General features: G+C 74.3%; 13 protein-coding genes. 8 read left to right on the top strand and 5 right to left on the bottom strand.

All coding sequences use genetic code 11. From position 1 onward, the window contains the following. Nucleotides 1–15: 15 nt before the first annotated feature. Both CUT83_RS08150 and CUT83_RS08145 read right to left on the bottom strand, forming a co-directional pair. Nucleotides 16–1,794, bottom strand: coding sequence for an acetyl/propionyl/methylcrotonyl-CoA carboxylase subunit alpha (locus CUT83_RS08150; protein ID WP_101255216.1), 1,779 nt, complete (start codon nucleotides 1,792–1,794; stop codon nucleotides 16–18). A 159-nt stretch (nucleotides 1,795–1,953) separates the two neighbouring features. Further along, on the bottom strand, nucleotides 1,954–2,739 hold the full coding sequence (locus tag CUT83_RS08145; RefSeq protein WP_101255215.1) for a response regulator transcription factor: 786 nt from the start codon (nucleotides 2,737–2,739) through the stop codon (nucleotides 1,954–1,956). Between the two features lie 412 nt (nucleotides 2,740–3,151). Here CUT83_RS08145 and CUT83_RS08140 point away from each other — a divergent pair, with 412 nt between their 5' ends. From CUT83_RS08140 to CUT83_RS08125, 4 genes are all read left to right on the top strand, one after another. Continuing rightward, nucleotides 3,152–3,895 (top strand): ScbR family autoregulator-binding transcription factor, encoded by a 744-nt coding sequence (locus tag CUT83_RS08140; protein WP_101255214.1) that lies wholly within the window; start codon nucleotides 3,152–3,154, stop codon nucleotides 3,893–3,895. A 129-nt stretch (nucleotides 3,896–4,024) separates the two neighbouring features. After that, entirely contained in the window at nucleotides 4,025–5,239 is a 1,215-nt protein-coding gene (locus CUT83_RS08135; protein WP_143688512.1) for a sensor histidine kinase, read from the top strand. A 166-nt stretch (nucleotides 5,240–5,405) separates the two neighbouring features. Continuing rightward, on the top strand, nucleotides 5,406–6,065 hold the full coding sequence (locus tag CUT83_RS08130) for a ScbR family autoregulator-binding transcription factor (protein WP_240958050.1): 660 nt from the start codon (nucleotides 5,406–5,408) through the stop codon (nucleotides 6,063–6,065). Nucleotides 6,066–6,277: 212 nt separating this feature from the next. Next, entirely contained in the window at nucleotides 6,278–7,231 is a 954-nt protein-coding gene (locus tag CUT83_RS08125) for a ScbA/BarX family gamma-butyrolactone biosynthesis protein (RefSeq protein WP_240958052.1), read from the top strand. Between the two features lie 142 nt (nucleotides 7,232–7,373). Here CUT83_RS08125 and CUT83_RS08120 read toward each other — a convergent pair whose 3' ends face one another. The 3 genes from CUT83_RS08120 to CUT83_RS08110 all read right to left on the bottom strand — a co-directional run bounded on the left by CUT83_RS08120 (nucleotide 7,374) and on the right by CUT83_RS08110 (nucleotide 11,646). Further along, a complete protein-coding gene (locus CUT83_RS08120; RefSeq protein ID WP_240958053.1) occupies nucleotides 7,374–8,354 on the bottom strand; it encodes an NAD-dependent epimerase/dehydratase family protein in 981 nt (326 codons plus the stop codon). A gap of 177 nt (nucleotides 8,355–8,531) precedes the next feature. After that, the gene (locus CUT83_RS08115; protein WP_101255210.1) at nucleotides 8,532–10,091 is read right to left on the bottom strand and encodes an alpha/beta fold hydrolase; all 1,560 of its coding nucleotides are present in this window, start codon (nucleotides 10,089–10,091) and stop codon (nucleotides 8,532–8,534) included. A gap of 37 nt (nucleotides 10,092–10,128) precedes the next feature. Further along, nucleotides 10,129–11,646 carry an MFS transporter gene (locus tag CUT83_RS08110; RefSeq protein ID WP_101255209.1) on the bottom strand — a complete coding sequence of 506 codons (1,518 nt, stop codon included), beginning with the start codon at nucleotides 11,644–11,646 and terminating at the stop codon, nucleotides 10,129–10,131. Nucleotides 11,647–11,844: 198 nt separating this feature from the next. Between CUT83_RS08110 and CUT83_RS08105 the strand changes: the two genes are divergently transcribed. The 4 genes from CUT83_RS08105 to CUT83_RS08090 all read left to right on the top strand — a co-directional run bounded on the left by CUT83_RS08105 (nucleotide 11,845) and on the right by CUT83_RS08090 (nucleotide 15,071). Next, the gene (locus CUT83_RS08105) at nucleotides 11,845–12,168 is read left to right on the top strand and encodes a 2Fe-2S iron-sulfur cluster-binding protein (RefSeq protein WP_101255208.1); all 324 of its coding nucleotides are present in this window, start codon (nucleotides 11,845–11,847) and stop codon (nucleotides 12,166–12,168) included. After that, complete coding sequence (locus CUT83_RS08100) at nucleotides 12,168–13,553, top strand: NAD(P)/FAD-dependent oxidoreductase (protein WP_101255207.1); 1,386 nt, start codon at nucleotides 12,168–12,170, stop codon at nucleotides 13,551–13,553. The genes CUT83_RS08105 and CUT83_RS08100 overlap by 1 nt, the downstream gene beginning before the upstream one ends. Next, nucleotides 13,546–14,103 carry a hypothetical protein gene (locus tag CUT83_RS08095; protein WP_101255206.1) on the top strand — a complete coding sequence of 186 codons (558 nt, stop codon included), beginning with the start codon at nucleotides 13,546–13,548 and terminating at the stop codon, nucleotides 14,101–14,103. The genes CUT83_RS08100 and CUT83_RS08095 overlap by 8 nt, the downstream gene beginning before the upstream one ends. Before the next feature lie 200 nt (nucleotides 14,104–14,303). Then, entirely contained in the window at nucleotides 14,304–15,071 is a 768-nt protein-coding gene (locus CUT83_RS08090) for a VOC family protein (RefSeq protein WP_101255205.1), read from the top strand. Nucleotides 15,072–15,129: the final 58 nt, after the last annotated feature.

Genomic DNA, 15,129 nt, shown 5'->3' with positions numbered 1-15,129 from the left:
CGGGCCGGTTCGGGTTCAGTCCTTGATCTCGCAGATGACGGCGCCGGCGCTGACACCGGTGCCGACGGCGGCGGTCAGGCCCTTGACGGTGCCGGCGCGGTGGGCGTTGATGGGCTGTTCCATCTTCATCGCCTCCAGCACCACGATCAGCTCGCCCTCGGCCACCGTCTGGCCCTCCTCGACGGCGATCTTGACGATGGTGCCCTGCATCGGGGAGGCCAGCGCGTCACCGGAGGCGGCCGGACCGGACTTCCTGGCCGCGCGGCGTTTGGGGCGGGCGCCGCCGGCCGCGGCGGTACGGGCCAGGGACATGCCCAGCGCGGCGGGCAGGGAGACCTCCAGGCGCTTGCCGCCGACCTCGACGACCACCGTCTCGCGGCCGGGCTCGTCGTCGTCCTCGGCGTCCGCGCCGGGCGCGGTGAACGGGCTGATCTCGTTGACGAACTCGGTCTCGATCCACCGGGTGTGGACCTCGAAGGGGCCGGCGGGCCGGCCGTTGACCTCGGGGGCGAAGGCCGGGTCGGCGACCACCGTGCGGTGGAAGGGCAGGGCGGTGGCCATGCCCTCCACGGTGAACTCCGCCAGCGCCCGGGCGGCCCGCTGCAGCGCCTGGGCCCGGGTGGCGCCGGTGACGATCAGCTTGGCCAGCAGCGAGTCCCAGGCCGGGCCGATGACCGAGCCGGACTCCACCCCGGCGTCCAGGCGCACGCCCGGGCCGGCGGGCGGATCGAAGCGGGTGACGGTGCCCGGGGCGGGCAGGAAGCCCCGGCCGGGGTCCTCGCCGTTGATGCGGAACTCCAGCGAGTGGCCGCGCACCGGCGGGTCGTCGTAGCCCAGCGGTTCGCCGTCGGCGATGCGGAACATCTCGCGCACCAGGTCCAGGCCGGTGACCTCCTCGGTGACCGGGTGCTCGACCTGCAGGCGGGTGTTGACCTCCAGGAAGGAGATGGTGCCGTCCTGGCCGACCAGGAACTCGCAGGTGCCGGCGCCGACGTAGCCGGCCTCCTTCAGGATGGCCTTGGAGGCGCGGTACAGCTCGGCGTTCTGCGCGTCGGTCAGGAACGGGGCGGGGGCCTCCTCGACCAGTTTCTGGTGGCGGCGCTGCAGCGAGCAGTCCCGGGTGGAGACGACCACCACGTTGCCGTGGGTGTCGGCCAGGCACTGGGTCTCCACGTGCCGGGGCCGGTCCAGGTAGCGCTCCACGAAGCACTCGCCGCGGCCGAAGGCGGCCACCGCCTCGCGCACCGCGGAGTCGTACAGCTCGGGGACCTCCTCAAGGGTGCGGGCGACCTTCAGGCCGCGTCCGCCGCCGCCGAAGGCGGCCTTGATCGCGATGGGCAGGCCGTGCTCGGTGGCGAAGGCGACGACCTCGTCCGCGCCGGAGACCGGGTCGGGGGTGCCGGCCACCAGCGGGGCGCCGGCGCGCTGGGCGATGTGGCGGGCGGCGACCTTGTCGCCCAGGTCGCGGATGGCCTGCGGAGGCGGGCCGATCCAGGTCAGCCCGGCGTCGAGGACGGCCTGGGCGAAGTCGGCGTTCTCCGACAGGAAGCCGTAGCCGGGGTGGACCGCGTCGGCGCCGGAGTCGGCGGCGGCCCTGAGCACCTTGTCCATGTCCAGGTAGCTGGTGGCGGGGGTGTCGCCACCGAGCGCGAAGGCCTCGTCCGCCGCCCGCACGTGGAGCGCGTCCCGGTCCGGGTCGGCGTAGACGGCCACGCTCGCGATCCCGGCGTCCCGGCAGGCCCGGGCGACCCGGACAGCGATTTCACCGCGATTGGCGATGAGCACCTTGCGCACGATGGGTTCTCCTTCGTCCTCGTCCGGAATGCTGCTTCCCGCGCGCCTCGCGGAGTGGACGCGCCGGTGTCGGACGACCCGGGCCGGGGTCGGCCGGGCCTTCCGTCGGGCTTCCCGGACGGGCGGCCCGCCGGGGCCGGTGGTCCGGGCGAACGGCCGTCAGGGGTGGCCCAGCCGGAACCCGACCCCGCGGACCGTGATGATCCAGCTGCTGGAACCGAGCTTGTTGCGCAGGCTGCTGACGTGCGTGTCAATGGTGCGGCCCGGCCGGGACCACGAGTCGTCCCACACCTGGGCCATCAACTGCCGCCGGGAGACGACGCTGTTGGGGCGCGAGGCGAGCATCCGCAGGAGCCCGAACTCCTTACGGGTCAGCTCGACGGGCTTCCCGTCGAGCCGGACCTCCCAGTTGTCCAGGTCGATGCGCAGCGGCCCCCGGACGATGATCCGCTCCTGCGGTTCCCGGGGCCTGACCCTGCGCATGATCGCCTGGATCCGGGCGAGCAGCTCCCGGAAGCCATAGGGCTTGGACATGTAGTCGTCCGCGCCGGCCTGCAGTCCCAGCACCCTGTCGAGTTCGGTGTCCCGTGCCGTGATGGCGATGACCGGCGTCTCGCAGGAGGAGCGGATGCTCCGGCACACCTCCAGACCGTCGAGGTCCGGCAGGTCGAGGTCGAGCAGAACCAGGTCGGCACTGTGATGGGCGTGCAGGGCCTTGGCCCCGGTGGCCACGCTGTCCGCCAGGTAGCCGTGTCTTCGCAGCCCCTGCACCAGGGACTGGGCGGCCCGCGGCTCACTCTCCACCACAAGCACCCGCAGTGCGTTCCGGTCGGTGCGGACGGGTGTCCCGGTCTGCGGTGCGCCCGCCGAGGGCGACAGTGGCTGCGCTTCTCGATCTTCCCCGGTTATCCCGGGGTCCAGGGATTCGATGGTCTGCAGTGTCATCTGCTGCTCCTGCTCGAGGCGGTTGGCGCATCACGAGTGGACCGTCGCGCCGGACATTACAAACCGGGCCGCTGGTTTGTCAACTTCCCCTCAAGTCCCGCACCGCCTCCGCGCGAGCGCCGGACCTCTCCGGCGGAACCCTACGACCTTCCGTCGCCGCAGGTCACAGGTGAAGTCGAGGGGAATGAAGCCTTCCGGCATATCCGGGAAGCCATTACCGCAGGCCAGAGCACACGGGTTCACGCGGGTAAGGGACCGGCCGTTTTCATGTGAGTGACTGGCATGTAAACCATCCAGTTGGTTTTATTGTTGCCATGATGGAGCCTCCAACTTCCCCCGCTCGGGTGCTCCCCGTCCCCGTCCTCCGCCACGGGCGGCCGGCACGACGTCCCCACCTCCCCCGGAGGTACTCGTGACCAGACAGGAACGGGCCGTACGCACCCGCCACGCGCTCATCCGGTCCGCGGCCGAGCTGTTCGAGCGGCACGGTTACGTCCAGGCCCGCCTGACCGAGATCAGCTCGGGCGCGGGCGTGAGCCCCGGCGCCCTGCACTTCCACTTCGAGAACAAGGCCGCCGTGGCCGACGCCGTCGAGCACGCGGCGTCGCGGGCCCTCCACCGGGCCTCCCGGCACGTCCTGGGGTCCGGCGCCAGCGCCCTGCAGCAACTCACCGACCACACCCACGTCTTCGCCAGGATGATCCGTGAGGACGTGGTGGTGCGCGCCGGCTACCGGCTCAACCGCGACCCCGCCCGGCCCTCCGGGCCCGACCTGCGCCAGGAGTGGCACTCCTGCGTCCACGGCATCCTGGCCCGGGCGGCCGACGAGGGCGCCCTGCGGGGAGCCGCGTCCCGCCAGGCCGTGGCCGCCACGGTCGTCGCCGCGACCACCGGACTGGAATCCCTCGGGAAGAGGAACGAGCGGTGGCTGTCGCGCGGCGGACTCACCCGCTTCTGGGAGGTGATGCTCCCGGCCATCGCGGCCCCGCACGCCCTGGAGTCGGTGGACCCCGCGGGGACGGAGTCCGTGGTGGCCTCCGCCGCACCTCCTCCCGCGCATCCCCCCGCCTCTCCTCCCGCCTCTCCTCCCGCCTCTCCTCCCGCGCCGCCGGGCCGGAAGGGGAGCGACAGACAGGCGGCCGACAACCTCCCTTGACAAACAGGGAGCCCGGTTTGTTAGCGTCCACATGTCCTGCTTCTCGGGCGAACGTGAGAGGCGGTGGCCGCTCCTTCCGCCACCGCGCCGGTGCGTGACGGCCCGCGGCACAGTCGATCGGGGGACGACGTGAGGACTGACGCTCCATTCGGAAGCGGCTCCGGGACGGACCTCCTGGAGGCCCTGGTGGGCCGCGGCTTCGCCGCCGCCCTGCAGGACGGCCTCAGCAGGTCCTTCCCTCCGGCGCCGGCGGCGGTCGGCAGGACCGCGCCGCCGGCGCCGGACCGCCCGCGCCCCGGCGGACGGCCCGGCGCGGCGCCCAGGGGCCCCCTGCTGCTGCCCGGTGAGACACGGGCGATCCTGCGCCGCTTCGAGGAGCGGCTGCCCGTCCTGCTCGGCTCCCGGGGAACCGGCGACCCGCTCGCCCTGCGCCCCGCCCTGGTCGCCCACGCCCGGCGGCTGCTCGGCGACGCGGCGGGGATCCCCGGCACCGGACGGCCCCCCACCGACGAGGACGGCGCCGGAACGGACCGCACCGGGCCGGACCGCTCCGGAACGGAGGGCCGCCGTCCCGCCCTGGACCGGGGGCTGGCCGCCGACGCGGGCGTCCTGCTCGTCGAGTGCGCGCTGCTGCACGTCATGGCGGTCTCGGCGGCCGAGGACGCGCTGCCCCGCGCGGCCGCGCTCGTCGGCACGCTGGGCCGGTCGCTGCGGGACCGGCCGGCGGCCTCCGGCCGGCCGGCCGGAGGGGATCACGACGAGCCGTGGCGCGAGTGCCGCCGGGCCGCCCGCACCCTGCACGACGAGATCGGCACCCAGCTCTCCGTGGCACTGCACCGGCTGGAACTGCACACCTCTCGGGCCGAGGACCCCGAAGGGCACCTGGCCACCGCCGGGGACTGCCTGCGCTCGGCGCTCGGCCGCACCCGGGAGCTCGTGACCGGCCTGGCCGAGGCGAGCGACGTACCGCCGCTGGAGGAGGCGGTGCGCTCCTTCGCCGCGCAGGCCTCACCGGGCACGGAGGTCCGCGTCACCGCCCGCATGACCGGTGACGAGCAGGGCCTGCCGCAGGCCCTGCGGCGCGAACTCCTCCTCGCCGTGCGGCAGTGCCTGCACGACGGCATCCGCCGTGCCCGGGCCACCCGGATCGCGGTCGTCGGCAGGGTGACCCGCCGCTGGGTCCACATCAGCGTCCGGGGCGACGGGGACGGCACGCCCGGCCTGCGCACCGTCTCCGACCGGATCGAGGACCTCGGCGGCCGGGTGGCCTTCGACAGCGCGCCCGGCCGGGGCACGCGGATCGACATCCACCTGCCCCTGGGCGTCGGGGGCGGCCGCCCCTGACGGCGCCCGTGCGGGCTTCCGGCCGCCACCCGTTCCCCGGCGCCGTCCGGTGCCGTCCGGCGCCGTCCAGTGCCGTCCGGTGCCGCCACCTCGGCGGAAACATACCGGACGGTCTATACTTGACCGCGTACGGCGAACAGAGTCTCACCAGAGGACGGATGCCCATATGGCCAGACAGGACCGCGCCCTCCGGACACGTCGAGCGATCCTGGAGGCCGCCGCGTCCGTCTTCGAGGAGAAGGGGTACGACGCCGCGAAGCTGACGGAGATCCTCGAACGCGCACAGGTCACCAAGGGCGCCCTGTACTTCCACTTCGCCTCCAAGGAGGAGCTGGCGCAGGCCGTCCTGGACGCGCAGACCAGGGAGGGCACGGTCTCGCTGGCCCAGCCGAGCAAGACGCAGGAGTTCGTCGACCTCGGGATGGTCTTCGCCTACCGCCTCACCACCGACCCCCTGCTGCGGGGCAGCATAAGGCTCGCCCTCGACCAGGGAGCCGGGCACGTGCCGTACCGCAGCCGCCCCTACCAGGAGTGGATGGACATCTGCGTCGGCACGCTGCGGGAGGCGCGGGTGAACGGCGAACTCCTGTCGCACGTCGACCCGGTGGAGAGCGGCGAGCTGTTCGTCGGCGCCTACACCGGTATCAACCTGGTGGCGCAGATACTGGGACGCCGCGACTCCCTGGAGAACTCCGCCGCGTCCCTCTACCGCCATCTCATGCCGAGCATCACGCTGCCGGCCGTCCTGTCCACGCTCGACCTCCGCCCGGAGCGGGGACGGGACGTGTGGCGGCAGGCCAACGGAATGGTCACTTCCGGAATCTGATTTCCCAATGTCAGCGATTCACCAAGATTTGACAAAGACCTCCTTAGAAAAAAACCGAGCACCAGGTATCTTTTCCTCGAAGCACGACACAGCAAGACGCCCGCCCATCCGGTCGTAAGCAGTGCTTGGGGGATCTCATGATCGAAGCCTTCGTCGCCGGTTCCGCCGGTTCCGCCGGTTCCGCCGGCTCCGCCGGTTCCGGTGCACCTTTCGTGCCCGCCGTTCCTCGCCCCCGCCTCCCCGGGGGACTGACCACGACGGTCCCCCGGGAGTACGTCCACCGGGCCGCCCTGGCCGAGGTCTTCCTGACCGGCTGGTCACCGCTCGACGGCGACCGCTGCACCGTGACCGCCCAGTGGCCCCGGGGGCACAGCTTCTTCGCGCCGGTCCCCGTGGACGGTGGACGCCACTACGACTCCATGCTGATGGCCGAGACGATCCGCCAGGCCGGAACGCTGATGTCGCACGCCTGCTTCGGCGTGCCCCTCGGCCACCCCTTCCTGATGTGGAACCTCAACTTCTCGGTCCTGCCCGGCAGTCTCGAGATCGGGGGGTCCCCCGCGGACCTCCGGCTGGACATCACCTGCGCGGACGTCAGCCACCGCGGAAAGCGGCTGGCCGGAATGCGGTACACCGCCACCGTCCGGGTCGACGGCGAGGTCGTCGCCACCGGCGGGGCCCGTTTCACCTGCACCTCCCCGGCCGTCTACCGCAGACTGCGCGCCGGCCGCACGCAGGTGTCCCGTCCGCCGGCCCCCGGCCTTCCCGTCACCCCCGGCCTCGTGGGCCGCTCCTCGCCCTTCGACGTCGTCCTCTCCCCCACCGGCGAGCCGGGGCGCTGGTCGCTGAGGAACGACCTCAGCCACCCCGTCCTCTTCGACCACCCGGTGGACCACGTGCCCGGCATGGTCCTGCTGGAGGCCGCCCGCCAGGCGGTCCACGCGCTCGACGGCACGGGGCGCCCGCTGCTGCTCACCAGCCTGGACAGCACCTTCGAGAAGTACGTGGAATTCGACCGGCCGTGCTGGATCGAGGCCGAGCCCGTGCCGTCGGCCCCCGGCATCCCCGGCGACACGGTCCGCGTCACCGCGCACCAGGACGGTGAGGCGGTCTTCACCACCACGGTCACGGCCATGTCGCGCGTGCCGGCCCTTCAGCCCGCCTGACCGGCCCCTCCCGAGGCCCCTCCCGAGGCTCGCCCGAGGCCCCTCCCGAGGCCTCGCCCCGTACACGGTCCCGGCCGGTCTGGCCGGCCCCTCCGACAGGGGCCGGGCGGACCGGCCGGGCGGCGCTCGTCGCGGTGCCCGTTCAGCGGCCGTCCCGGTCCGCCCGCCGTCCGGCGAGCAGGTCGCGGTACCAGGGCGCGGCCTCCTCCAGCCGCGCCAGCGGTCCCGGGCCGGCGGGGCAGCCCGCGACCCGCCAGACCTCGTCGCTGCGGTACCAGTGGTCGAGCCCCAGCAGGGCGAACCGGCGCTCGTCCACCGTGCCCGGTGTCTCCCGCAGCCGCCGCAGGCAGTCCTCCCAGGGCAGGTCCTCGAAGACCCCGGGCAGCACGCCCAGCGACGCCAGGCGGTCCATGAGGTCGCGCAGGCGCACCGGCCGCGGATGGCCGGCGTGGTACACGCCGGCCGGCGGCTCCCCGGGTGAGCACGCCAGGGCGGTCACCAGCCGGGCCAGGTCGCCGGCGTCCACCATCGACACCAGCGCGGCGCCGCCGTCCCAGCGGGCCGGCACGCGCTCCAGCAGTTCGGCGAGGGCCGGCACCACCCACCGGTCGCCCGCCCCGAGCACCAGGTTGGGGCGGAGCACGACACCGCCCGCCGCGAGGACGGGCTCCTCCCCGGCCAGCCGGGTGACGCTCGCGGCGGACACCGGGGCGGGCTCGGTCCCGCCCACGCCGATGCCCCGGTGCGGGCCCGGCCCGTAGACCGCGGCGGTGGACAGGTGGACGATCCTCCTCACCCCGGCCTCGCGCGCCTCCTCCACGAGGGCCGCGGTGCCGCGCACGTTGACCGCCGCGCACTCCGCCTCGCTCCCGGTGATCCGCGAGGCGAGGTGGACCAGTACGTCCTGCCCGCGGGCCGCTCCCCGCAGCGAGGAGGGATCGCCCAGATCCGCCCGCGTCCACGAGAGCCCGGGGACGTCCGGCGCGCCGGACGGCACGGTGCGCGCCAGGGCCCGCACGGAGGCCGCCGGTCCGCCGGCCGTTCCCTCCCCCAGCAGCGTGCGCAGCACCCTGGAGCCGATGAACCCCGTCGCTCCGGTCAGCAGGATCCGCGGCCGGCTCACCGGGCGGTCCCCCGTGCGGTCCCCCTTGCGGCCCTCCGGGCCCTTCCGCCGGGCCGCGCCCATCCGCGCGGCCCGGCTTCCGGACCGCGCGAACACGGGTACGGATACGGGTACTTCACGGTCGGTCCCCCTCTCCCTCCGAGAACGGAGCCCCACCGTAGCGCCGCCCCGGACGGGTCAGACGCCCGCCGGGACATCCGCCGGGACGTCCGCCGGGGCATCCGCCGGGACGTCCGGGCGGGAGACCGTGCCCGGGCAGGTGGTGCCCGGGGGCGGGAGGACGCCGTCGGTCAGATAGCGCTCGACATGGGCGTCGACACCGGGGTTGCCGGCCAGGGCGTAGACCTCGTGGTCGCCGGAGTCCTCCACGGTGAGCAGGGTGTGGCCGAGCAGCCCGGCCATGGCGACGCCGCCCTCGTAGTGGTCCAGCGGATCGCCGTCGGCCTGGACGACCAGGCCCGCCGGGTAGCCGTCGCGCGTGATGCGGGTGGGCTCCTCCGGTGCCGTGAAGGTGCGGAACGCGCCGACCCACGGCTGGGCGCGCAGCACGCCGTAGCCGTAGGGGAAGCGCTCGCGGAAGTCGCGCATGTCCTGGTGGTAGACCTCCAGGTCGGCGGGCCAGGCGTGTTCCAGGGTGATGGCCTCCAGAACGCCGACGCGCAGGTCGCCCTCGCTGTCCTCGGGCCGCCAGGTGCCCTGCTCGGCCAGGAGCCCGTGGCAGCGGTCCAGGTCGCCGGCGGCGGTCGCCTCCCGCAGTCCCGCCACCAGCAGGCCCAGCTCCTCCCATCTGCTCCGGTCGGTCGCGCGGTTGCCCACCGCGCCGTCGAGGAGGGTGCGCAGCCGCGGGGTGTCGCACTGCTCGTCCAGGCGTGCGACGACCTCCTCCACCGCGGCGAGCACCTGCTCGGGTCCGGTGCCCAGGCCGAAGTGCCCGTCGCGTTCGCCGGTCCACTCGGCCCATCGGTCGACGTTGCGCCGGACGGCGTCGCCCTGCCACAGGAACTGCTCGCGCCAGGTCCACCCGGGGTGGACGCAGGAGTCGAGCACACTGCGGTCCAGGCGGTCGGGGAACATGCTGCCGAAGACGGCGCCGACGTACGCGCCGTAGGCGTAGCCCACGAAGCTGATCCGCTCCTCGCCGAGGACGGCGCGGATGACGTCCATGTCGCGGGCGGTGTTGCGGGTGCTGATGTGGCGGCGCAGTTCGCCGCCGGCCCGCTCGCAGGCCAGCTCGCGCAGCCGCATGTCCTCGGCCAGGGCCCCGAACGCGGAGTCGGGGGGCCGGGAGTCGAAGGGGGCGGCGGGGACGGTGACCTCGGCGTACAGGCGGGTGGAGTCCCCGGTGCCGCGCGGGTCGAAGCCGATGAGGTCGTAGACCTCGTGGACGGGGCCGCCCTCGTACTCGCCCGGCAGCTCGCGGCCCAGGCCCCAGTCCCCGCCGGGCCCGCCGTTGACGGCCAGCAGGACGCCGCGTCGGCGGGCGGGGTCGGTGGCCCGGCGGCGGCTGAGGGCGAGGGTGACGCGCTCGCCCTCCGGGTCGGCGTAGTCGCGGGGGACCTCGATGGTCGCGTACTCCACCCGGGTCCCGGTGCCGCTCCCCCCGCTCCCCTCGCCGGTGCCTTCGGGGTCGTCGGGTCCGTCGGTGCCGCCGGGCGTGCGGACCGTCCACTGCGGCCGCTGGGAACCGAACGCGCGCAGCGCGTCGGCGCCCGCCGTTACGGGCGGATTGGTCGCCATCGGAAACCTCCGTTCTCGTCAGGGCGCCAGCGTCCCGTCACCGTCTCGAAGACGGCTGGAGCGCCCTTGGACCGGAGCCCCTTTGGAGCGGAGCCCCCCGGCCCGGTACGGCGAGGGCCGCCAGCAGTCCCGCGGCGGTGAACAGCGCGGCGCCGGTCAGGGCCAGTCCGTAGCCGGAGGCGAGCGCGTCCTCCAGGGCCGCCCCGCCGGCGAGTTCGCGGTCCGCGCGGGCGGTGGAGAGGGCGGCCAGGGTCACCAGTCCGGCGGCGCTGCCGAGCTGGCGGGTGGTGTTCAGCAGGCCCGAGGCCAGTCCGGCGTCGCGGGCGGGCACGCCGGCGGTGGCGGCGTTCGTCGTCGCGTTGAGGACGGCGCCCATGCCGAAGCCCAGCAGCAGGGCGGGGCCGAGGACGTCGGCCGCGTAGGTGGAGCCGGCGTCCACCCCCGACAGCCACAGCAGCCCGGCGCACGACAGCGACAGTCCGCCCAGCAGCACCGGCCGGGGGCCGGTGCGGGGCACCGTCCGGGCGATGCCCCAGCCGCCGAGGGCGATGCCCAGGGACATCGGCAGATAGCTCAGCCCGGTGCGCAGCGGGCTGTAGCCGAGCACCTGCTGGAGGACCAGGGTGAAGAAGTAGAAGGTGCTGAAGAGGGCCGCGATGCCGAAGAAGGCGACGAGGTTGGCGGCGGTCAGCGACCGGTTGCGGAAGACGCCGAGCGGCACCAGGGGGTGCCGGGCGAACCGGGCCTGGTGGAGCACGAACAGGCCCAGCAGCGCCGCACCGGCCGCCGTCGTCCCCCAGACCCGCGGTGAGTCCCAGCCGTGGGCGCCGGAGGCGGCGACGCCGTGGACGGTGGCCATCAGACCGCAGGTGACGGCCAGCGCGCCCGGCAGGTCCAGGCCCTTCCTTCCGCCCGGCCCGTCCCGCCGCGTCCCGGTCCCGGGGACGGCCCAGTACACGGCGGCCAGCAGCAGCAGGCCCAGGGGCACGTTGATCAGCAGCACCCAGCGCCAGGAGAACCACTGGGTGACCACGCCTCCGACCAGCACCCCGGCCGCCCCGGCGGCTCCGGAGACCGCGCTCCACATCCCGAACGCCCTGGCGCGGGCGGCGGGTTCGGTGAACGTGGTGCCCAGCACCGTGAGGGTGGCCGGGGCCATGACGGCCGCGCCCAGTCCCTGGAAGGCGCGGGCGAGCACGAGCGTGACCGGGTCGTCCGCCGCCCCGCCGACACTGCTGGCCAGCGTGAACAGGGAGACGCCGAAGAGGAAGACCCGGCGCTGTCCGAACAGGTCGGCGAGCCGGCCGCCGAGCAGCAGGAAGCCGCAGACGGCGATGGTGTAGGCGTTGTTGACCCACTGCAGGGTGTGTCTTTCGAAGCCCAGTTCCTCCGCGATGACGGGCAGGGCCACGTTCACCACCGAGGCGTCGAGCACGTTCATGAACTGCCCCAGGCAGCAGGCGAACAGCACGAGGCCGAGCCGTCCGCCCCTCCCGCCGTCCGCTCTGGTGTCCCTGCCGGTGGTGCCCGATGCGCGCGGTGTCCAGGTGGTCATGCGGCGACGCTGCGGCGGCGGGGTGGACGGCCGGTAGCGGCCCGGTCGAGCCCGTCCGTGCGCCCGGTCCCCGGCCGCCGTGCTCGGACGCCGTGCTCCAGAAGCGCTCCAGCGCGCTCCCAGTGCGCCCCCAGACACCGCTGCCACCGTTCGCTGCCTACCGATGTGCGGCCGGCCGATTTCGCCGAGGAGAGCGCCATGGCCAAGATCACTTACAAGCACCCCAACGGCACCGAGACCATCGTCGACGTGGCGGCGCCCAACACGGTCATGCGCGGCGCCAAGATCAACAACATCGACGGCATCGAGGCCCAGTGCGGCGGCTCCGCCCAGTGCGGAACCTGCCACGTCTACGTCGACGAGGCCAACACGCTGCCGCTGCCGGAGGTTCACGAGTCCGAGGACGAGGTGCTGTACGGCACCGCCTGCCCCCGCCGCGACAACAGCCGCCTCAGCTGCCAGCTCCCGGTCTCCGAGGAGATCGACGGCCTGGTGGTGCACCTGCCGGAGGCGCAGAGCTGATGGCCGGGGCGACAGGGGAGACGGCGCGGAGCACGGCGGGAGGAACCGCCGGGGAGCCCGGCACGCCGGACGTGGTCGTCGTCGGCGCGGGACAGGGCGGCGTGGAGACCGTCGCGGCGCTGCGCGCCCGCGGCTTCCCCGGCCGCATCACGCTGGTCGCGGAGGAGACCGCGCTGCCCTACCAGCGCCCGCCGCTGTCGAAGGGCTATCTGCTGGGGACGGTGGACCGGGCCGGCCTCGAACTGCGGCCCGACGACTTCTTCTCCGCTCTCGACATCGATCTGGTCCGCGGCGACCGGGCGGCCGGGATCGACCGGGACCGCAAGGCCGTGGAGCTGGACTCCGGCCGTGAACTGCCCTACGGGCGACTGGTCCTGGCGACCGGCTCGCGGCCGCGGCGCCTGCCCGTGGCCGGGGCGGACCTGGAGGGCGTGCGGACCCTGCGCTCCCTGGCCGACGCCGACGCGCTGCGCCACCGGCTCACCGATGGCCGGGAGCTGGACGTGGTGGTGGTCGGCGCGGGCTTCCTCGGCCTGGAGCTGGCCGCCACCGCCCGCACGCTCGGCCACCGGGTCACGGTCGTCGAGGCGGCCGCGCGGGTCATGTCCCGGGCGGTCACCGAGGCCGTCTCGGAACACGTCGCGGCCGAGCACCGCGGGCAGGGCGTCCGCGTCCTGACGCGCCGCGAGGTGGTGGCGCTGCACGGCGGCGCCGGCTCCGAGGACCCCGGGCACGTACGGGTGGTGGAGCTGGACGGCGGCGAGCGCCTGGCGGCCGATCTGGTCGTGGCCGGCATCGGCGCACTGCCCAACGTCGAACTCGCCACCGCCGCCGGACTGCTGGTGGGCGACGGCGTCATCGTCGACCCGCGGCTGCGCACCAGCGATCCGGACGTGTACGCCGTCGGCGACTGCGCACGCTTCCCCAGTCCGTGGACCGGGCGGCACATCCGCCTGGAGTCGGTGCAGAACGCCTCCGACCAGGCCCGCCGCGTGGCGGCCGACATCCTGGGCGAGACCGGCCCGTACACCGCGGTCCCGTGGTTCTGGTCGGAGCAGTACGGGCTGCGTCTGCAGATGGCCGGACTCACCGCGGGCCACGACGAGGCGGTGGTCGCCGGCGACCCGGACGCCGGGCGTTTCTCGGTGTTCTGTTTCCGCGCCGGGCGCCTGACCGGCGTGGAGTCCGTCAACCGGCCCGCCGACCACGGCATCTCGCGCCGCCTGCTCGCCTCGGGCACGGACCTGACGCCGCAGGACGTCGCCCGCCCCGGCTTCGATCTCAGGGCCCGCGCACAGCAGCGGCCCTCACCACCGGCACAGCACGCACCACCGGCACAGCACGCACAGCACGCACAGCACGCAGAGAGGCCAGTCCATGCCTGACACAGCGACCATCCCGCCCGCCACCGCCGCCCACTCCGCCTCCGCCCCCGGCACACGGCGGCGCGTCCCGCCGCGCGTACTCGCCGTCTGGTTCGCGGTCCTGACGGTGCTCACCGGCCTGCTGGTCACGGCCGCCGACTCCGACCAGGCCCGGGCGCACGGCCGGGGCCCGGCGATCACCGGCGCCTGGGAGGTGTCCGTCACCGTCGGCACCGGCCCGGACGCCACCACCGCCGTCTCGCGCTTCGTCTTCCACGACGACCGCACCGTGACGACCGACGGCACCCCCGACGAGAACGGTGTGCCGCAGTACCCGGGAACCGGCTACTGGACGGCCCGCGGCAAGAGCACCTTCTCCTTCTACGTGACCCACCCCGGTCCCTCGGAGCCCGCCGAGGGCGTCTTCCCCGGCACCGTGCACGCCGTCCACCTGGGCCGGCTGTCGGGCGACACCTTCACCACGACCGCCACCGCCTTCACCGTGCTGGAGCAGGACGGCACCGTCTTCGGCCCCGTCACGGTCTCGGCGCGGGGCACCCGGCTCGGCTGAGCCCGCCGCCCCGCCCCACGTACCGTCCGCACCCCGCACCCCGCGCACCGCGCACCGCACCGCACCGCCCGTGCCCGGCTCCCCGCGAGCCGGGCACGGGCACTTCTCGTCCGCCGCTCGAGCGCCCGCGGATAGCGTCCGGACGACCGCAGTACGTGCCGTGCACGGCGAGGACACGACGTGATGGAGAGGAGCGGGACGTGACCGCTTTCGAGGCAGGGTTCCCCTGCTGGGTGGACGCGACGGTGCCCGACCTGGAGGCGGCGAAGCGCTTCTACGGCGAGCTGTTCGGCTGGACGTACCACGACACCGGCCACGGTGCCTCCGTGGTGGCGCTGCGCGACGGGAAGACCGTGGGGGCGCTGGCCGCGGACCCGGAGGGCGCCTCGGGCGCGTGGAACCTGTACTTCTCCTCGGCGGACGCGGCCGGCGCCGCAGACCGGATCGGGGAGGCCGGCGGCCGGGTCGTCGCCGGGCCGTCGGTGGTGCCCGGCATGGGCACCAGCCTGCTGGCCACCGACCCGGGCGGCACCGTCTTCGGCCTGTGGCAGGCGGACGGCCACGCGGGCTTCGACCTCCACGGCGCGCCCGGCTCCTTCTTCTGGCCCGAGGTCTACACGCGCGACAAGGAGCGCGTCGACCCCTTCTACGAGACCGTCCTGGGCTATCAGGGGCAGCAGGTCTCGGAGGGCACGGAGTTCGACTTCAAGCTCTTCTCGCTGCCCGGCAGCCCGCAGCCGGTCGCGGCCCGCCTCCAGATGGGGCCGTACCAGCCCGCCGACCTCCCGGCGCACATGCTGGTGTACTTCTCCGTCGAGGACTGCGACAAGGCCGCGGAGACGGTCCGCTCCCTGGGCGGGGAGGTCCGGCGCGAGCCCATGGACAGCCCGTTCGGCCGTTCCGCCCTGCTCTCGGACGACCAGGGCGCGCGCTTCGCCGTGATGGGCCCGGTGGCCGACGCCGGCTGACACGGCTCCCGTGCGGCGATTCGACGAGCCGGGCCCGGACGCTGATCCCAGCGTCCGG

The sequence above is a fragment of the Streptomyces barkulensis genome, assembly GCF_002843305.1.
Taxonomy (GTDB): domain Bacteria; phylum Actinomycetota; class Actinomycetes; order Streptomycetales; family Streptomycetaceae; genus Streptomyces; species Streptomyces barkulensis.
The sequence above is the reverse complement of the archived record's forward strand: the minus strand, read 5'-3'. Positions and strand labels throughout refer to the sequence as shown.